This is a genomic window from Streptomyces sp. NPDC043853 (assembly GCF_056436025.1).
Map to the genome: position 1 here is coordinate 448,668 of NZ_JBWKDJ010000001.1, position 17,854 is coordinate 466,521.

At 71.3% G+C, this 17,854-nt stretch carries 15 protein-coding genes and 1 pseudogene; 4 read left to right on the forward strand and 12 right to left on the reverse strand.

The window, feature by feature from the left end; all coding sequences use genetic code 11:
- Positions 1 to 18: 18 nt before the first annotated feature.
- The gene (locus tag AC067U_RS01880) at positions 19 to 1,002 is read right to left on the reverse strand and encodes a GlxA family transcriptional regulator (protein ID WP_478827621.1); all 984 of its coding nucleotides are present in this window, start codon (positions 1,000 to 1,002) and stop codon (positions 19 to 21) included.
- Between the two features lie 118 nt (positions 1,003 to 1,120).
- On the opposite strand from AC067U_RS01880, the gene AC067U_RS01885 reads away from it, so the two are divergent.
- Positions 1,121 to 2,758 (forward strand): ABC-F family ATP-binding cassette domain-containing protein, encoded by a 1,638-nt coding sequence (locus tag AC067U_RS01885; RefSeq protein ID WP_478827622.1) that lies wholly within the window; start codon positions 1,121 to 1,123, stop codon positions 2,756 to 2,758.
- Here the strand turns inward: AC067U_RS01885 and AC067U_RS01890 are convergent.
- From AC067U_RS01890 to AC067U_RS01900, 3 genes are all read right to left on the reverse strand, one after another.
- Positions 2,745 to 3,317: an NUDIX hydrolase gene (locus AC067U_RS01890; protein ID WP_478827623.1), complete on the reverse strand. Its 573-nt coding sequence runs from the start codon at positions 3,315 to 3,317 to the stop codon at positions 2,745 to 2,747. The two genes, AC067U_RS01885 and AC067U_RS01890, sit on opposite strands and share 14 nt — an antisense overlap.
- On the reverse strand, positions 3,314 to 4,117 hold the full coding sequence (locus AC067U_RS01895) for an SDR family NAD(P)-dependent oxidoreductase (protein ID WP_478827624.1): 804 nt from the start codon (positions 4,115 to 4,117) through the stop codon (positions 3,314 to 3,316). Before AC067U_RS01895 ends, AC067U_RS01890 begins: the two co-directional genes overlap by 4 nt.
- 201 nt (positions 4,118 to 4,318) lie before the next feature.
- Complete coding sequence (locus AC067U_RS01900; protein WP_478827625.1) at positions 4,319 to 6,772, reverse strand: Tex family protein; 2,454 nt, start codon at positions 6,770 to 6,772, stop codon at positions 4,319 to 4,321.
- Positions 6,773 to 7,058: 286 nt separating this feature from the next.
- Between AC067U_RS01900 and AC067U_RS01905 the strand changes: the two genes are divergently transcribed.
- On the forward strand, positions 7,059 to 8,180 hold the full coding sequence (locus AC067U_RS01905) for an IS630 family transposase (RefSeq protein WP_478827626.1): 1,122 nt from the start codon (positions 7,059 to 7,061) through the stop codon (positions 8,178 to 8,180).
- A gap of 197 nt (positions 8,181 to 8,377) precedes the next feature.
- Here the strand turns inward: AC067U_RS01905 and AC067U_RS01910 are convergent, their stop codons facing one another.
- From AC067U_RS01910 to AC067U_RS01930, 5 genes and pseudogenes are all read right to left on the reverse strand, one after another.
- Positions 8,378 to 9,535 carry a hypothetical protein gene (locus tag AC067U_RS01910; RefSeq protein ID WP_478827627.1) on the reverse strand — a complete coding sequence of 386 codons (1,158 nt, stop codon included), beginning with the start codon at positions 9,533 to 9,535 and terminating at the stop codon, positions 8,378 to 8,380.
- A 347-nt stretch (positions 9,536 to 9,882) separates the two neighbouring features.
- Positions 9,883 to 10,431: pseudogene (locus AC067U_RS01915) on the reverse strand (helix-turn-helix domain-containing protein); the annotation flags it as partial.
- Positions 10,432 to 10,484: 53 nt separating this feature from the next.
- On the reverse strand, positions 10,485 to 11,342 hold the full coding sequence (locus tag AC067U_RS01920) for an SCO6745 family protein (protein WP_478827628.1): 858 nt from the start codon (positions 11,340 to 11,342) through the stop codon (positions 10,485 to 10,487).
- 140 nt (positions 11,343 to 11,482) lie between these two features.
- A complete protein-coding gene (locus AC067U_RS01925) occupies positions 11,483 to 11,986 on the reverse strand; it encodes an NUDIX domain-containing protein (RefSeq protein WP_478827629.1) in 504 nt (167 codons plus the stop codon).
- Positions 11,987 to 11,992: 6 nt separating this feature from the next.
- Positions 11,993 to 12,217, reverse strand: a complete 225-nt coding sequence (locus AC067U_RS01930; RefSeq protein ID WP_478827630.1) for a hypothetical protein — start codon at positions 12,215 to 12,217, stop codon at positions 11,993 to 11,995.
- Positions 12,218 to 12,412: 195 nt separating this feature from the next.
- Here AC067U_RS01930 and AC067U_RS01935 point away from each other — a divergent pair, with 195 nt between their 5' ends.
- Positions 12,413 to 13,966, forward strand: a complete 1,554-nt coding sequence (locus tag AC067U_RS01935; RefSeq protein WP_478827631.1) for a M1 family metallopeptidase — start codon at positions 12,413 to 12,415, stop codon at positions 13,964 to 13,966.
- 42 nt (positions 13,967 to 14,008) lie between these two features.
- On the opposite strand, the gene AC067U_RS01940 is transcribed toward AC067U_RS01935, so the two are convergent.
- Positions 14,009 to 14,875: an oxygenase MpaB family protein gene (locus AC067U_RS01940; protein WP_478828262.1), complete on the reverse strand. Its 867-nt coding sequence runs from the start codon at positions 14,873 to 14,875 to the stop codon at positions 14,009 to 14,011.
- A 142-nt stretch (positions 14,876 to 15,017) separates the two neighbouring features.
- Between AC067U_RS01940 and sph the strand changes: the two genes are divergently transcribed.
- Positions 15,018 to 16,010 carry a sphingomyelin phosphodiesterase gene (gene sph / locus AC067U_RS01945; RefSeq protein WP_478827632.1) on the forward strand — a complete coding sequence of 331 codons (993 nt, stop codon included), beginning with the start codon at positions 15,018 to 15,020 and terminating at the stop codon, positions 16,008 to 16,010.
- 15 nt (positions 16,011 to 16,025) lie between these two features.
- Here the strand turns inward: sph and AC067U_RS01950 are convergent, their stop codons facing one another.
- The gene (locus AC067U_RS01950) at positions 16,026 to 17,621 is read right to left on the reverse strand and encodes a recombinase family protein (RefSeq protein ID WP_478827633.1); all 1,596 of its coding nucleotides are present in this window, start codon (positions 17,619 to 17,621) and stop codon (positions 16,026 to 16,028) included.
- Positions 17,618 to 17,812 (reverse strand): hypothetical protein, encoded by a 195-nt coding sequence (locus AC067U_RS01955; RefSeq protein WP_478827634.1) that lies wholly within the window; start codon positions 17,810 to 17,812, stop codon positions 17,618 to 17,620. Before AC067U_RS01955 ends, AC067U_RS01950 begins: the two co-directional genes overlap by 4 nt.
- Positions 17,813 to 17,854 lie beyond the last annotated feature (42 nt).

Here is a 17,854-nt window from a genome sequence, read left to right on the forward strand (position 1 = left end):
TCGGCGCGGCGGCTCGGGTCAGGAGCCGTGGCCGTCGGGGCCGAACCTGCGGCGGTACTCGGCCGGGGGCTGGCCCAGGGCGCGGACGAAGGCCCGGCGCAGCGCCTCGGGGGTGCCGTAGCCGGAGGACCGGGCGACCTGTGCCACGCCCTCCCGGGTCTCCTCCAGCAGCCGGCGCGCGTGCTCGACCCGCACCCGCTCGACGTACCGGCCCGGGGTGACTCCGGTCTCCTCCTGGAAGGCCCGGGCGAAGTGGCGCGGCGAGAGCCGCGCGCGGGCGGCCAGCGCCTCGACGCCGAGGTCCGCCCCGGGGTGCTCGGTGATGTACTGCTGCACGTCCCGCAGGGGTTCGCGGCGCGCGGTCTGCGCCGACAGCTGGGCGCTGAACTGCGCCTGGTTGCCGGGCCGGCGAAGGAAGACCACCAGGTGCCGGGCGATGGTGAGGGCGACGTCCTGGCCGAAGTCCTCCTCCACGAGGGCGAGCGCCAGGTCGATGCCGGCCGTGACCCCCGCGCTGGTGCACACCCTGCCGTCCCGGACGAAGATGGGGTCCGGCTCCACGGTGACCTCCGGGTAGTCCCGGGCCATCTGCTCGCACGCGGCCCAGTGGGTGGTCGCCCGGTGCCCGTCGAGCAGTCCCGCCTCGGCGAGCAGCATGCCGCCGGTGCAGACGGACACCAGCCGGCCCGCGCGACCCCCGTACACGCGGAGCCAGCCGGTCAGCCGGGGTGCGAAGTCCCCGGTGTACCGCCCGCCGGGCACCAGCAGGATGGTGTCCTCCCCCACCTCGGCGTCCGGCACGTCTTCCAGCGCGCCGTCCGGGACGAGGCAGAGCCCGCTGTTGGTGCGGACCGGCCCGCCGCCCGGCGAGACCGTCCGGATCCGGTAGCCGCCGTCCGTCCGCGGGAAGCGGGCGGCCCCCGCGAACACCTCCACCGGACCGGTGACGTCCAGGCTCTGCATCCCGTCGTAGTAGAGGACCAGCACGTTTCGCGGTGACATGCATCCATCCTGTGTGCGCCGCCCGATGTCCGCAATGACGGGCATCCCACCTTTCCTGCCATGCGGCGCCTGCCGCGGCCGATACCGCCGGGCCGATACCGCCTAGGATCGTCAGATCATGACTGCAACCCTCGTCGCCAAGGACCTCGCCGCCGGTCACGGTGAGCGCTCCCTCTTCTCCGGGCTCGACCTCGTGGTCGCCCCCGGGGACGTCATCGGCCTGGTCGGCGTCAACGGCGCCGGGAAGTCCACCCTGCTCCGGCTGCTGGCCGGCCTGGACACCCCGGAGCACGGCGAACTCCGGCTGTCCCCGCCGGCCGCCGCCGTCGGCCACCTGCCGCAGGAGCCGGAGCGCCGCCCCGGGGAGTCCGTACGGGAGTTCCTGGGCCGGCGCACCGGTGTGGCGGCCGCCCAGGCGGACCTGGACTCGGCCACCCAGGGCCTGGTCGACGGGGTGGCGGGGGCCGACGACGCGTACGCCGCGGCCCTGGACCGCTGGCTGAACCTCGGCGGAGCGGACCTGGACGACCGGGCGCAGGAGGTCGCCGACGAACTCGGCCTCGGCGTGGACCTCGACCTGCCGATGACCGCGCTGTCCGGCGGCCAGGCCGCCCGCGCCGGACTCGCCTCCCTGCTCCTCTCCCGCTACGACGTCTTCCTGCTCGACGAGCCCACCAACGACCTGGACCTGGACGGCCTGGACCGGCTGGAGCGCTTCGTGCAGGGGCTGCGTGCGGGCACGGTCGTCATCAGCCACGACCGCGAGTTCCTCGCCCGCACGGTCACCAAGGTCCTCGAACTCGACCTGGCCCAGCAGCAGGTGAACCTCTACGGCGGCGGCTACGAGTCGTACCTGGAGGAGCGGGCGACCACGCGCCGGCACGCCCGCGAGGAGTACGAGGAGTACGCCGACAAGCGCTCGGCCCTGGAGGGCCGCGCCCAGATGCAGCGCAACTGGATGGACAAGGGCGTCCGCAACGCCCGCCGGAAGGCCTCCGACAACGACAAGATCGGCCGGAAGCTGCGCTCGGAGGCGAGCGAGAAGCAGGCCGCCAAGGCCCGGCAGACGCAGCGGGCCATCGAACGCCTGGAGGTCGTCGACGAGCCCCGCAAGGAGTGGGAGCTGCGCATGGAGATCGCGGCGGCGCCGCGCTCCGGCTCGGTGGTGGCCACCCTGCGCGAGGCCGAAGTGCTGCGCGGGGGCTTCCGGTTCGGGCCGGTCAGCCTGCAGATCGACTGGGCGGACCGGATCGCGATCACCGGGGCCAACGGTGCCGGGAAGTCCACCCTGCTGGCCGCCCTGCTGGGCCGGCTCGAACCGGACTCCGGTTCGGCCGTCCTCGGCTCCGGGGTGCTGGTGGGCGAGGTGGACCAGGCCCGCGGCCTGTTCCTCGGCGAGGAGTCCCTCCTGGAGGCGTTCTGCGCGGCCGTCCCGGACACCGAGCCGGCCGATGTCCGCACCCTGCTGGCCAAGTTCGGCCTGAAGGCCGTGCACGTGCTGCGCCCGGCGGCCACCCTCTCCCCCGGCGAACGCACCCGCGCCGCCCTGGCCCTGCTCCAGGGCCGCGGAGTGAACCTCCTGGTCCTCGACGAGCCCACGAACCACCTGGACCTCCCGGCGATCGAGCAGCTCGAATCGGCCCTGGAGTCCTACGAGGGCACCCTGCTGCTCGTGACCCACGACCGCCGCATGCTCGACACGGTGCGCACCACCCGCCGACTGGAGGTCTCCGACGGCAAGGTCACCGAGCTGTAGCCCGAGGGGGCGCGCACCACGGGCCGTCCGGCAGCAGGACGGCGAGCACGGCGAGGAGCCGGGGCGGCTCAAGCCGGTCGGGCAGGGCGTGGAGTTCGGACCAGGGGATCCAGGCGTGCGCCTGGATGTTGGCCTGTTCGTCGGGGTGCAGGCCGGTCCGGACGGGCTCGGGCCGTTCCCCGGCGAACCGGGCGGCGAAGAAGTGCTCCTGGCCGGCGTACCGTTCGCCCTTCCAGCGGAGGTCGCGGTCGACCGGCACCGAGCGGTCGAGGACGGCCGCGGGGTCGAGGCCGGTCTCCTCGGCGAGTTCGCGGCGGGCCGCAGCCAACGGCGTCTCGCCGGGCTCGATGCCGCCGCCGGGCGGCTCCCACAGCAGCGATCCGTCGTACGGGTCCCGCCAGCGGAGCAGCAGCACGCGGTCGGCGGCGTCCACGCAGACGACCCGCGCGGCGGGCCGCATCGCGCGTGCCCCGGCCCTTCCCGGGGCCTCTGCCTTCTCGGGCGCCTCTGCCTTCTCGGGCGCCTCTGCCTTCCCGGGCGTACCGGACGGGCCGTTCATCGCACCGCCTCCTGGTGCCCGGCAGTCGGCACCGACGCGGGCCGGCGGCGGTCGCGGGCCATCTTCCGGGCTACGAAGGTGCGGGGCAGGTGGCGGGCGGCCATGGCGTAGGCCTTGTAGCGCAGGCCGGTGATGCTGAGCGGGCGGCGCAGGGCCAGGTCCTTCAGGGCCCGGGCGACCACCTCGTCGGCATCGAGCCAGACGGCGTCGGGGAGCGAGCTGACGTCCATGCCGGCCCGCTCCTGGAACTCGGTCCGGGTGAAGCCGGGGACGACGGCCAGGACCCGGACCCCGTACGGGGCCAGGTCCACCCGGAGGGACTCGCTGAAGGCGGTGACCCAGGCCTTGGCCGCGCCGTAGGTGCCGGTGGGCAGCAGGCCGGCCACCGAGGAGACGTTCAGCACCGCCCCGCGGCGGCGCTCGCGCAGGCCCGGGACGACCGCGTGGGTGAGCTTCAGCGGGACCTTGACCAGCAGGTCCAGCATCCGTTCCTCGTCCTCGACCGGGCTGTACGGGAACGGGGCGGGGAGCCCGAAGCCGGCGTTGTTGACCAGGACGTCGACCGGCCGGGCGGGGTCGGCGAGCCGCTCGGCGACCGTGCGGCACTGATCGGGGTCGAGGAGGTCCGCGGTCAGGACCTCCGAGAGGGTGCCGTGGGCGGTGGCCAGTTCCTCGGCGAGGTCCTTGAGCCGGGCGGTGTCCCGGGCGACCAGAACCAGGTCGCAGCCCTTGGCGGCGAAGCCGCGTGCGAAGGCGGCGCCGAGACCCGCGCTGGCGCCGGTGATCACAACGGTGGTCAAAGCAGCGTCACTCCCTGGCGTGGGCCCGTCCGCCGGCCGACGGACGGGCGTGGCGCAATACGGAAATTACCACCATGACTACCGATCTTGGCCCTTCAGGGCAAAGGAGTTCCGGGGGCGGCGGCCATATCCGGCCACCGCCCGCCGGGCCCTACCCGCCGGGCCCTGCCGCCGGGCGGACCGCCCGCCCGGCGGCCGCCGTCAGCCGCGCTTGCGGTCGCCGCCACCGAGGCCGGCGCGGCGGAGGGCGTCGGCCATCGCGCTGTTCACCGGCGCCGGGGCGTTGTCACGGGACCGGCCGCCGCCGTTGCCGCGCTGCTGCGGCGGGCGGCCGCCACCACGACGGCCCTGACCCTGACCCTGACCCTGGCCCTGGTTCTGGCCCTGCCCCTGGCCTTCCTGACGCGACCGGCGGTCCTGGCGGTCCTGGCGCGGCTTCTGACCACCGCCCGCATCCCCGCCGTCCGCCTCGTCCTCCAGCCGGAGCGAGAGCGAGATCCGCTTGCGCGGGATGTCGACGTCCATCACCTTCACGCGGACGATGTCGCCGGGCTTGACCACGTCCCGGGGGTCCTTGACGAAGGTCTTCGACATGGCCGACACGTGCACCAGGCCGTCCTGGTGCACGCCGATGTCGACGAAGGCGCCGAACGCGGCCACGTTGGTGACCACGCCCTCCAGGATCATCCCGGCGGCCAGGTCGCCGATCTTCTCCACGCCCTCCTTGAAGGTGGCCGTCTTGAACGCCGGGCGCGGGTCCCGGCCCGGCTTCTCCAGCTCCCGGAGGATGTCGGTGACGGTCGGCAGGCCGAACGCCTCGGTGACGAACTCCTCCGGGCGCAGCGAGCGCAGCACGCCGGTGTTGCCGATCAGCGCGGCGACCTCGCCCCCCGCCTTCTTGCCCATGGCCCGGACCACCGGGTACGCCTCCGGGTGCACGCTGGAGCCGTCCAACGGGTCGTCCCCGCCGCGGATCCGGAGGAAGCCGGCGCACTGCTCGTACGCCTTGGGGCCGAGCCGGGCCACGTCCTTGAGGGACTTGCGGCTGCGGAACGGACCGTTGGTGTCGCGGTGCGCCACGATGTTCTCGGCGAGGCCGGTGCTGATGCCCGAGACGCGGGCGAGCAGCGGAGCGGAGGCGGTGTTGACGTCCACACCCACGCCGTTGACGCAGTCCTCGACCACGGCGTCGAGGGAGCGGGACAGCTTCACCTCGGACAGGTCGTGCTGGTACTGGCCGACGCCGATCGACTTGGGGTCGATCTTGACGAGTTCGGCGAGCGGGTCCTGGAGGCGGCGGGCGATGGAGACCGCGCCGCGCAGTGACACGTCCAGGCCGGGGAGTTCCTGGGAGGCGAAGGCGGAGGCCGAGTACACGGAGGCACCGGCCTCGGAGACCATCACCTTGGTGAGCTTCAACTCCGGGTGCCGGGCGATCAGGTCGGCGGCCAGCTTGTCGGTCTCCCGGGAGGCCGTGCCGTTGCCGATCGCGACCAGCTCCACGGCGTGTTCCTCGGCCAGCCGGGCGAGAGTGGCCAGCGACGCGTCCCACTTGTTCGCGGGCACGTGCGGGTAGATCGTGTCGGTGGCCACCACCTTGCCGGTGGCGTCGACCACGGCGACCTTGACGCCCGTGCGGAAGCCGGGGTCCAGGCCGAGGGTGGCGCGGGTGCCGGCGGGCGCGGCGAGCAGCAGGTCGCGCAGGTTGGCGGCGAAGACCCGGACGGCTTCGTCCTCGGCGGCCTGGCGGAGCCGCATCCGCAGGTCGATGCCCAGGTGCACCTGGATCTTGGTGCGCCAGGCCCAGCGGACCGTGTCGGCGAGCCATTTGTCGCCGGGGCGGCCGGCGGCCGAGGGTGCCGCGACGCCGAAGCGGCGGGCGATCATGCCCTCGTAGGCGGACGGGCCGGGAACGGCCGCCGCCTCGGGCTCCTCCGGCTCCAGGGTCAGGTCGAGCACGTCCTCCTTCTCGCCGCGCAGCATGGCCAGCACGCGGTGCGAGGGGAGGGCGGTGAAGGGCTCGGCGAAATCGAAGTAGTCGGCGAACTTGGCGCCGGCCTCCTCCTTGCCCTCGCGGACCTTCGCGGCGAGCCTTCCGCGGCCCCACATGCGCTCGCGGAGCTCGCCGATCAGGTCGGCGTCCTCGGCGAAGCGCTCGGTGAGGATCGCGCGGGCGCCCTCCAGGGCGGCCGCCGGGTCGGCGACCCCCTTGTCGGCGTCGACGAACGCGGCCGCCGCGGCGGCCGGCTCCACGGACGGGTCGGCGAGCAGCCCGTCGGCGAGCGGCTCCAGCCCGGCCTCGCGGGCGATCTGCGCCTTGGTGCGCCGCTTGGGCTTGAAGGGGAGGTAGATGTCCTCCAGGCGGGCCTTGGTGTCGGCCGCGTTGATCCGCGCCTCCAGTTCGGCGTCGAGCTTGCCCTGCTCCCGTACGGAGTCCAGGATCGCCGCGCGCCGGTCCTCCAGCTCGCGCAGGTAGCGCAGGCGCTCCTCGAGGGTGCGCAGCTGCGCGTCGTCGAGCATCTCGGTCGCTTCCTTGCGGTAGCGCGCGATGAACGGAACGGTGGAGCCGCCGTCGAGCAGCTCGACGGCGGCCTTGACCTGCCGCTCCCGTACGCCGAGTTCCTCGGCGATCCTGCCTTCGATGGACGTGGTCACGTTCTCGGTCCCGCCTTCGTCTGTGCCTGGAGCCGCCAATTGTGGCAGGTGGCACCGACGGACGGGGGACGCCCCGCCCCGTGGGGCCGGTCCGTGGTTCGGACGCAGGCCGTGTCCTTCGGATCACGCCGGGCCCGCGACGCCTGTCACGGGCCGGTCCGGCCCGATGCGGAGGACACGACCTCCCGGGGCGATGTACCTAGTGCTGTGACCGCATAGGTTCGCCGGGTTGGTGGTCGTGGCGGTTGGATGTGCGGTGGCATCCATTCCGTCGACTGGAGGCGCGGTGGCTGAGCCTGTCCGTGTGCGCAGACTGACCGACCAGGAGGGCCAGAGGCTGCAGCAGATCGTGCGCCGGGGCAGTACCAGTTCGGTGCGATACCGGCGCGCGATGATGTTGCTGGCCTCGGCCGGCGGGAACCGGGTGCCGGTGATCGCCCAGCTGGTGCAGGCCGACGAGGACACCGTCCGGGACGTCATCCACCGGTTCAACGAGATCGGCCTGGCCTGCCTGGACCCTCGATGGGCGGGAGGCCGTCCCCGCCTGCTCAAGCCTGACGACGAGGACTTCGTCATCCAGACGGCCACCACCCGCCCGACCGCACTCGGTCAGCCCTTCACCCGCTGGTCACTGCGCAAACTCGTCGCCTACCTGCGGAACGTCCACGGCAGGATCATCCGCATCGGCCGCGAGGCGTTACGCTGCCTGCTCGCCCGCCACGGCATAACCTTCCAGCGCACCAAGACCTGGAAAGAGTCCCCGGACCCCGACCGCGACGCCAAACTGGACCGGATCGAGAAGGTCATGGACCGCTTCCCGGACCGGGTCTTCGCCTTCGACGAGTTCGGGCCGCTGGGGATCAGGCCCACCGCCGGCTCCTGCTGGGCCGAGCAGGGCAAGCCCAACCGGCTCCCGGCGACCTACCGCCGCACCCATGGCGTCACCTACTTCCACGGCTGCTACTCCGTCGGCGACGACCGTCTGTGGGGCGTCAACCGTCGCCGCAAGGGCACCGCCAACAGCCTGGCCGCGCTGAAGTCGATCCGCGCCGCCCGACCCGACGGCGCTCCGATCTACATCATCTCGGACAACCTCTCCGCCCGTACCGGCACGGACATTCGCCGCTGGGCGGCGAAGAACAAGGTCGAACTGTGCTTCACCCCGACCTACGCCTCCTGGGCCAACCCGATCGAGGCCCACTTCGGCCCGCTGCGGCAGTTCACCCTGGCCAACTCCCACCACCGCAGCCACCCCGCGCAGACCCGGGCCCTGCACCGCTACCTGCGCTGGCGCAACACCAACGCCCGCCACCCCAAAGTGCTCGCCACCCAGCGCAAGGAACGCGCCCGCATTCGCAGCGAGACAGGCATCCGCTGGGGCGGACGCCCCCTCGCACCCGCAGCCTGACCAACCCGGCGAACCTATGCGGTCACAGCACTAGCGACACTGCTGCATGAGGGTGACGTACGGAGGACTCCAACCGATGCGGGCTGAGCGCACACGTCCACCCAAAAACGCTCAGCGGCCAACTGTGGCGCTCATGGCGGGCCTGGCGGGGCCGAATCTTAGACAGGGCCGTTCGATTGACAGTCCCGCAGCCAGGTTCAGCCGGTACAGCCGCGTACAGGGGTGCCGGCGCAGTTGTCCGGCTGGTTCCCGGTCACCGTTGAGGAGGCGATTCGAACGGTGCCGCCGGTGTCGTTGTAGATGCCGCCGCCGGCAACGCCGGCGGTGTTGCCGGTGACAGTGCTGCCCGTGAGGCGTACGGTTCCGTCGCTGAGCCGGTCCGGGCCGAGGATTTGGACGTAGTTGTAGATGCCGCCGCCCTGGCCGTCAGTCGTGTTGCCGGTGATGAGGGTATCGATGGCGGTCAGCCGCGCGTGGTTGAAGATTCCACCGCCCTGGCCGAGGCCGTTGAACGTGGCCGTGTTTCCTGTGATGCGGCTCGACCTCAGGGTCATGGTGGCGGTGGTGACGTTGGCGATCGCGCCGCCGGCGCTCGCTGCGTTGTCGGCGAAGGTGGTGTCAACCGCTGTGGCGGCATCCTCGTTGTACAGCCCAGCACCGATGTCCGCCCGGTTGTTGCGGACGGTGCTGGAATTGATCCGCAGGCTGCCGCTGCTGAGGAGGCCGCCACCGGTGCTGCCCAGCCCATGGGCGGTGTTGTCGCGGATCGTGCTCGCGGTGATGACGACTCGTGCGGTAGTACGGCCGCTGCTGACGATGCCTCCGCCCTGGTAGCCGGAGTTCCCACTGACCGTGCTGGAGGTAATCCGCACCGTGCCGCGCAGATTGTCGATGCCGCCGCCGAAGGCGTGCTCCGCTCGGTTGTCGCTGACGGTGCTGGAGACCATGGTGAGGTCGCCGGTGGTGTAAATGCCGCCGCCGGAGTCGGCCAGGTTGCCGGTCACGGTCGTTGTGGCGAGTTGGAGCTGCCCGGCGTTGCGGATACCCCCGCCGTCGCTGTGGAACGCCGCCTGTTGCGGCACACTGCCGCCGCTGACGGTGAGTCGGTTCAGTGTGAGTGAGCCGCGCTCGGCGACCTCGAAGATGCGAAAGAGCGGGGCACTGGAGTTGCGGGTGATGGTAGAGCCCGACCCGTCGATCGTGATCCGACCGGTGACGACCGGCAGCCCGTCGGAGCCGAAGGCAGTGTTCGCGGCAACCGCGGTAAGGGTATACGTACAGCCCTCGGCGAGCACGATGTGCCGGTCGCCGGTGCCGTTGTTGGCGGCGTTGATCGCCGCGATCAGGGCTGTCACGTCTCCGCAAGGCACTGACACCTGGGCGTGGGCGGTTGTCGGGGCAAGGCCGAGGGACAGAGCGAGGCCGGTTCCGGCGCTCAGCAGCCTCAGGCGGTACATCGTCATGGGGGCGGCTTCCAGATCGCTGAAGGAACGGACCTCCCCAGGAGATCCTGACCCCTGTCCGCCCGCCACACAGCTGCGCCGAACGGCCTACATCTGACGGCCATCCCACCGAGGCCTGACCGCGCCGAATGCTGCCGAACGTCCGTCAGCATCCGCGCATGCCTGGTGAGCAGGAAGACGGCGACGTCGACGCCCCGCTGGTCGAGAAGGGCCATCGGCGCGGCCATGTCCGGCCAGGCGGCGAAGACCCGGTCCGGGAAGCGGTCCATGACCTTCTCGATCCGGTCCAGTTTGGCGTCGCGGTCGGGGTCCGGGGACTCTTTCCAGGTCTTGGTGCGCTGGAAGGTTATGCCGTGGCGGGCGAGCAGGCAGCGTAACGCCTCGCGGCCGATGCGGATGAACCTGCCGTGGACGTTCCGCAGGTAGGCGACGAGTTTGCGCAGTGACCAGCGGGTGAAGGGCTGACCGAGTGCGGTCGGGCGGGTGGTGGCCGTCTGGATGACGAAGTCCTCGTCGTCAGGCTTGAGCAGGCGGGGACGGCCTCCCGCCCATCGAGGGTCCAGGCAGGCCAGGCCGATCTCGTTGAACCGGTGGATGACGTCCCGGACGGTGTCCTCGTCGGCCTGCACCAGCTGGGCGATCACCGGCACCCGGTTCCCGCCGGCCGAGGCCAGCAACATCATCGCGCGCCGGTATCGCACCGAACTGGTACTGCCCCGGCGCACGATCTGCTGCAGCCTCTGGCCCTCCTGGTCGGTCAGTCTGCGCACACGGACAGGCTCAGCCACCGCACATCCAACCGCCACGACCACCAACCCGGCGAACCTATGCGGTCACAGCACTAGCCGAACAGGTCGGCGGGGAAGGCGCCGGCGGTGAGCGCGGCCATCACGAAGGCACCGCCCAGTTCGCCCAGGCGTTCCAGGCCGGCCGCGCCGAGGTGCGCGTACGGGGCGGCGTCAAGCCGGTCGGTCTGGGCCTCCAGCTCCTCGCGGAGCTCCTTGCCGGCCACGGTCAGTCCGCCGGACTCGTCGAGGACTCCGCGCTCGCGCAGCCGGCCGGCCGCGGCCTCGATGTCCTCCTGCTCCCAGCCCCGGGTGACCTTGATCCACTTGGGGGAGAAGCCCTTGCCGGTGGCGCTGTGGCTGACCAGGGCCTCCAGCGGGTCGAGTCCGACGGTGAGCAGGGCGGTGAGGTGGCCGTCGCCGCGGTGCTCGCGGAGCAGGGTGGTGGCGTGCCAGAGCCGCAGGTGGGCTTCCTCGGGTACGGGCAGGTCGGCGTGGGCGGAGTAGAGGACGCGGCCGTGCCGGGTGCAGCCCTCGGCGGCCCGCAGGGCCAGTTCGGCGGCCTCGGTCATCTCGGCGGAGGCGAGGGCCTCGGCGCCGAGCAGTCGCCGCAGGGTGGCGTCGGCGGCGCTCAGGCGGGAGGCGAGGACCTGTCCGGGCGTGGCGGTGTCCCAGACGGCCGGAAGGTGCCGGGCTATGAGCTCGTAGCGGTAGTTGTAGAAGGCCGCGGCGACCGTGCCGGCACCGACCGCACCCATGGCGGCGGAGCGGGAGGCCAGGTTCTGTGCGAGGCGGTCGGTGATGCCGAGCTCGCCGAACGCGGTGACGGCGTCCGGCGAGAAGTAGACGGTGGAGTGCATCGGATTGATGGCGCCGTGCCACACGCGGCGGGCGGCTCGCGGGTCAACAGTCATGGACCGGAGGTTACCGACTGCTTAGTCGGTGGGGAACCCTGCCCCGGGGCAACCCCGTTGCCCGCGGCTCCGCCCCCGCGCACCGGCCCGGGGGCACCGGTCCCACCGGCCGGCGACCTCGGTCGTACCGGCCGGGTACCTCAGTCCCCCCAGTCCCAGGAGTCGAAGTACCCCGTGGTCCCGGACGTTCGTGCCCGCATCACCGCCTCCAGTCGCGCGTAGTCACGCGGGGGCATCAGCGGGCACCACTCCTCCAACGGGAGCACCCGTACCTCGTCGTGCTCCTCCGGGTTCAGCACGATGTCCCGCACCTGCCCGTCGGTGAGCCAGCCGCCGTCGAAGACGAATCCGACGGTGCTCAGCGGCCAGGTCTTGCTCGGCAGTCCGAACACGGTGGCCAGCAGTCGCCGGGGTCCCCCGTACACGATGCCGGTCTCCTCCCGGCACTCGCGCAGCGCGGTCTCCCACGGCCTCTCCCCCGGGTCCATGCAGCCCCCCGGCCACTGCCAGGGATGGCTCTGCGAGTACACCGCCCGCAGCTGGACCGGCCGGTCGTGCTCGTCGGTGAAGAACATGGTTCCGAACACGCTCGCCTTCGGCAGCGTCTCGGCGAACTCCTCGGGCGGCAGCCAGGTTCCGGCCATGCTCGCTCAGCCGCCGATCGTGCCGTTCCGGGCCTGCTCGGACAGCGAGGACAGGTCGCCGGCGAGGGCCTCCACGTCCACCGGGGGCCGTTCGACGAGGTTGCCCGCCGTCGTGCCGGCCTCCGCCACGGCCCGTTCCACCGGGACTCCGTCGGCGAGGGCGGTGCCGGAGAAGCCGAGGGCGGCGGCCCCGGCGGCGAGGGCGACGGCGAGGGTCTTCTTGATCGTCATGCCCGGACCAACGAGCGCCGCCCCCTCGGGACACCCCTGCACACCCCCTGGTTTTCGGCCGTTCCGAGCCGGTCCAGCCAAGATCGTGACGGCCGAATGGCGATCGTGTGACAGGAGGGGCCATGGACACCACCTGGGCCCGGGACGGTGAATACGGTCGAACGGAACAGCGCCCCCTACCCCTTGGAGCCTTTCGTGCACCGCAAAGTCATCGCCCCGAGCGTGCTCGCCGCCTCCCTTCTGCTGGTGATCCCGGCGTCGGCGGCGACTGCCGGTCCGGGCACGCCGGGTCTCGGCGACACCTACTACCCGGCCAGCGGCAACGGCGGATACGACGTCTCGCACTACGACCTGCGGCTGAAGTACGAGCCGAAGACGGACCTGCTGGAGGGCACGGCCACCCTGCTGGCCACGGCCAAGCAGGACCTGTCCCGGTTCAACCTGGACTTCGGGCTCAAGGTGAGCGAGGTCCGGGTCAACGGGGCCAAGGCGAGGTTCGCCACCTCCGGGACGCAGGAGCTGGAGGTGACCCCGGCGAAGCCGCTGGCGAAGGACAAGCCGGTGACGGTGGTCGTGAAGTACGCCGGGAAGCCCTCGGAGCTGAAGGTGGACGGCTGGACCGCCTGGCACCGCACGCCCGACGGCGGGGTGGCCGCGCAGGAGCCGGACTCGGCGATCTGGTGGTTCCCGAGCAACGACCACCCGCTGGACAAGGCCACCTTCGACGTGTCCGTCAGCGTTCCGGACGGCACCCAGGCCATCAGCAACGGCGTGCTGCAGTCACAGAGTTCACGGCTCGGCTGGACCCGCTGGAACTGGCGGTCCAACAAGCCGCAGGCCACGTACCTGGCCACGCTCGCCATCGGCAGGTTCGACGTCACCACGGACACCACCGCGAACGGCCTGCCGATCCTCAACGCCTACAGCAAGGACCTCGGCGACAACGACGGGGCGGCGCGCGCCAGCATCGAGCGGACCGGCGAGGTCGCGGAGTGGCTGGAGGGCGTGTTCGGCCCGTACCCGTTCAACGCGCTGGGCGGCTACGTGCCCAACGTGACCAGCGGCTACGCGCTGGAGACGCAGACCCGTCCGTTCTACAGCCCGCGCCAGTTCGCGAACGGCGCGAACGTGTCGGTGGTCGTGCACGAGCTGGCCCACCAGTGGTACGGCGACAGCGTGTCGGTGGACAACTGGAAGGACATCTGGGTCAACGAGGGCTTCGCCCGCTACAGCCAGTGGCTGTGGTCGGAGAAGGAGGGCGAGGGCACCGCGCAGGAGCTCGCCGACTGGGTGTACGCCTCACGGCCGGCCGAGGACCCGTTCTGGCAGGTCAAGCCGGGTGACCCGGGGGCGGCGAACCAGTTCCACCTCGCCGTCTACGACCGTGGAGCGCTGGCCCTGCAGGCGCTGCGGAACGAGGTCGGCGACGGGAAGTTCTTCGAGATCCTCAAGGGCTGGCCGACGGAGCGGAAGTACGGCAACGCCAAGGTGGGCGACTTCGTCGCGTACGCGGAGCGGGTCTCCGGCAAGAAGCTCGCCGCACTGTTCCAGACCTGGCTGTACACGGCGGGCAAGCCGGCCACCGGCCCGGCCCCGAAGGCCGCCAAGCCCCCGAAGGGGCGTTCCTTCGCCGCCCCGGCCGCGCCCTCCGCCGAGCCCAAGTCGTGGAAGAAGATCGCCGCGACGAACACCGTGCACGACCACGGCGGCGACGGCGGCCACGTCGGCCGTGACGGGCACGGCCACTGACCGTACGGGCAGGTACGGAGACGGTGCGCCGCCGCACGCTCCTCAGCGGGCAGCGGCGGCGCGCCACCGCGCCCGGGCCTCCCGGGCCAGCGGCAGGTACCGCCACCGTTCCGGCAGCAGCGGTACGAGGTGCCGTACGGCGAAGCTGAACCGGCGGAGCCGGCGTTCCTGGGCCTCGGTCCACTCCAGTCCGATGGCGGCCCGCGCGTCGGGCGGCATGTAGCCGACGGTGACGAAGGCGCGGAAGCGCAGGAACAGGGTGCGCAGCAGCGGCCAGGCCAGCCGGGTGAGCACCCGCAGCGGCAGCGGCCCGCCCTCGGGCCGGGGCAGGGGGACATCGGTGGCGAGGAGTTCCCGTGCCACCTTGGTGTTCTCGATCTCCTCCGCGAGCATCCGCCGGTAGTAGGGCCCGAACTCCTCGATGGTCTGCGGCATGTCCCGGTCGCGAATGCCGAGGATGCGGCCTACCTGGAGCCATTCGCGGTAGAGCTGCCGTTCCTGGGCCGGGGTGAAGGGCCGGTAGAGGTAGCGGGCGGCGTGCGAGTAGACGGGGTAGCCGGTGGCGTGCACCCAGGAGTAGCAAGCCGGGTCGAGGGAGTGGTAGCGGCGGCCCCGGGTGTCGGTGCCCTGGATGTCCTTGTGCAGCCGGCGGACCCGGCGGCCCTCCTCGGCGGCCCCCTCGCCCCCGTACACCCAGAGCTGCACGGACCGGAGCGAGCGCTCCCCGCGGCCCCACGGGTCGGTGCGGAAGACCGAGTACTGGTCGACCCCGGCGCCGATCGCCGGGTGCGCGACCTGCATGGTGAAGGCCGCGGGCAGCATGAGCAGCTGCCGGATGTCACCGGAGATCGTCCAGAGCACGCCGCCCGGCGGTGGCGGCTCCGGATCCTTCCTTCGGTCGCCCCTCATCGCTGCCTTCCCCGCTTCGATCTTCACACCTCCAGTATGGCCATGGCGCGTCAAGATTCTCGGTGCACGGGTGTTACCCGGAGGTAACTGGGGCTGCTTGTATGGCGCGGTCGCTCTTCCCCACAGGAATGCTGGAGACCGCATGCCGCTCAACGAGCAGTTCCGCAGCAAGGCCGCCGCCACGGCCGTCGCGGCCGTCGCCACCGCCGCCCTGGCCGCCACCACGACGCCGGCCGTCGCGGAGCCCGCCGCCACTCCGAATCTCAGCGTCCTCACGTACAACGTCTTCCTGTTCAGCAAGAGCCTGTACCCGAACTGGGGCCAGGACCACCGGGCCGCGGAGATACCGAAGGCCTCCTTCTACCAGGGCCACGACGTCGTCGTCCTCCAGGAGGCCTTCGACAACTCCGCCTCGGACGCGCTGAAGGCCAACTCGGCCGCGCAGTACCCCTACCAGACGCCGGTGGTCGGCCGGAGCAAGAGCGGCTGGGACGCCACCGGCGGCGCGTACTCCTCGACCACCCCCGAGGACGGCGGCGTCACGATCCTCAGCAAGTGGCCGATCGTCCGCAAGGAGCAGTACGTCTACAAGGACGCGTGCGGCGCGGACTGGTGGTCCAACAAGGGCTTCGCGTACGTGGTGCTGAACGTGAACGGCACCAAGGTGCACGTGGTCGGCACCCACGCGCAGTCCACCGACCCGGGCTGCGGCGCCGGCGAGGCCGCCCAGATGCGCAGCCGCCAGTTCAAGAACATCGACGCCTTCCTCGACGCCAAGAACATCCCGGCGAACGAGCAGGTCATCGTCGCGGGCGACATGAACGTCGACTCCCGCACCCCGGAGTACAACACGATGCTCGCGGACGCGGGCCTGGCCGGCGCCGACTCCCGCACCGGCCACACCTACTCCTTCGACACCGCGGACAACTCCATCGCGAAGTACCGCTACCCGACGGACCCCCGCGAGGACCTCGACTACGTCCTCCACCGCACGGGCCACGCCCGCCCGGCCGGCTGGGAGAACAACGTGGTCAAGGAGCAGTCGGCCCCCTGGACGGTCTCCAGCTGGGGCACGTCCTACACGTACACCAACCTCTCCGACCATTATCCTGTTATGGGGTACGCGGCCCGGTAGCCAAGTCCTGGTGGCTCAAACGGTAGTGGGCTCCGCGTCGGGCGTCTGGTCCGCCGGAGCCCACACCGGCACCACCCGGACCACCTTGTGCGCGCAGATCTCCACCCGCCGGATCAACGACGCCAGAATCGTGCGCTTCGACTGCACACTGATCGTCGCCCACTCGTCAAGCAGACCCTGCACAACCTCGCGGAAGGGCACCGGGCTCAACGACTCCGCCTGCTCCTTCGGCAGCGCGTCCAGCTTGCGCTGCACATCCGCCATCTCCGCCGTGAGCATGTCGCGCGTGCGCAGGTACGAATCACGCGGGATGTCCCCCATGACGTGCCCAGTTGTCGCCCGGTCGATGGCCACGGAGAGCTTTCCTAGCTGCACCTCCAGCGCTTTCCGCTGGCCGCTGACGTCGGGCGCCCGGCGCGGCGTCGGGAGCACTACGGTGCCGGCCGCGATCGCGTCAATCTCGTCGCGCACCTCGAATAGCCACTCGTGGACGCGCTCCTCGACGAGCGCTCTCCGGATCCACACGGTCTCGTGCTCCACCGCATGGCGGGCGCGCGCGCCGCAGTGGTAGGCGTAACAAGACTGCTTGTTGTTGTCGTTGATCGGGTACCCGCCGCACTCCCCGCAGCGGATAAGGCCCGTAAGCGGGTACGCCGGATTGTGACTGCGGGGGGACATCTCTCGCCGCGCTTTGCGGCGGGCTTGGTAGGTATCCCATTCCTCCCCGGTCCAAATCGCCTCGTGCTCGGCGGGCAGATGGGAGTAGTGCGGCGGCTTCTGGCACCGGCCGGGGTCGCTGCACTGGACGTCGGGGCGGTGGGTGACGAGGAGGCCGGCTCCGAATCCGCTGTCGTAGTACCAGCGGACCGTTTGGTCTTGCCAGGGGCGGCCGCGGGTGTTGACGACGCCGAGTTCGTTCCAGCGTGCGGCGATTTTGCCGTATCCGGTCTTGCCTTCGTTGTACCCCTGGATGCCCTCCAAGGACAGCTCGGCGAGGGCAGGATCCACCTCGTAACGCTCCTCTTGGACGCGCATTCCGCCCTGGCCGTCCGGGACGCGCCGGGGGTGCCAGATGTATCCGAACCGGCGTCCGCCGGTGGCGGGTAGGCCTTTGCTGCGGCGGAGGTCGTGGGCTTCCTTCCACTGTTCGCCGGCCCGGTCGGATTCGAAGGCGGCGAGTTCGAGGAGCATGCCGCGGGTGAACCGGCCGACGGCTGTTTTTGGGTCGACTTCCTCGGTGGCGGACACGAGGTCTCCGCCGACTGCCTCGATGCGTGCCAGGTTGACCGCAACTCCGTGCCGATTGCGTCCGAAGCGACTGAATTTCCAGGCCCAGACCTCACGTTCTGGGCGGACGGCGTCTTCGACGATTTCGATCGCGCGCATGACCTTGCGTTTGAAGTTGCGGCCGGTTGCGTCGGGGTCGACGATCCATTCGGTGATGCATCGCCCTCGCCTTTCGGCAACCTCCTCGACAATCTTCCGTTGAATCTCGACGGAGATCATCTCTTCGCGCCACGTAGAAACCCGGGCGTATCCGATCGCTGGGATCAGGCCGCCCGGGTTTCCTGCGCTGCGCAAGTCCGTTGCGCTCAGCCGCTCTGTGCTCATGTCCTCGCCTGTGCGCTCCCGTCGCGACGCATGAGCTGGGAAGCCTGCGCGGGGAACGGCACGATGTCTCCCCGCGGTTCTGCCTGCTCGGCCGCGTCGCGCATGTTGATCTCGGCGGCCCGCCATCCAAGTTCCGTATACCGCTGACGCTCGCGAGCCGTCAGGTGCGCCATCTGCACCTGGAGCGCCATGACTCGGTTGGTGTCCTCGCGGTTGCGCGCCGACACTGCCCC

Coding starts and splice junctions, on each gene's coding strand:
- AC067U_RS01880 (WP_478827621.1), bottom strand. CDS start 1,002: ATGTCACCGCGAAACGTGCTGGTCCTCTACTACGACGGGATGCAGAGC.
- AC067U_RS01885 (WP_478827622.1), top strand. CDS start 1,121: ATGACTGCAACCCTCGTCGCCAAGGACCTCGCCGCCGGTCACGGTGAG.
- AC067U_RS01890 (WP_478827623.1), bottom strand. CDS start 3,317: ATGAACGGCCCGTCCGGTACGCCCGGGAAGGCAGAGGCGCCCGAGAAG.
- AC067U_RS01920 (WP_478827628.1), bottom strand. CDS start 11,342: ATGACTGTTGACCCGCGAGCCGCCCGCCGCGTGTGGCACGGCGCCATC.
- AC067U_RS01925 (WP_478827629.1), bottom strand. CDS start 11,986: ATGGCCGGAACCTGGCTGCCGCCCGAGGAGTTCGCCGAGACGCTGCCG.
- AC067U_RS01930 (WP_478827630.1), bottom strand. CDS start 12,217: ATGACGATCAAGAAGACCCTCGCCGTCGCCCTCGCCGCCGGGGCCGCC.
- AC067U_RS01940 (WP_478828262.1), bottom strand. CDS start 14,875: ATGAGGGGCGACCGAAGGAAGGATCCGGAGCCGCCACCGCCGGGCGGC.
- sph (WP_478827632.1), top strand. CDS start 15,018: ATGCCGCTCAACGAGCAGTTCCGCAGCAAGGCCGCCGCCACGGCCGTC.
- AC067U_RS01950 (WP_478827633.1), bottom strand. CDS start 17,621: ATGAGCACAGAGCGGCTGAGCGCAACGGACTTGCGCAGCGCAGGAAAC.
- AC067U_RS01955 (WP_478827634.1), bottom strand. CDS start 17,812: ATGGCGCTCCAGGTGCAGATGGCGCACCTGACGGCTCGCGAGCGTCAG.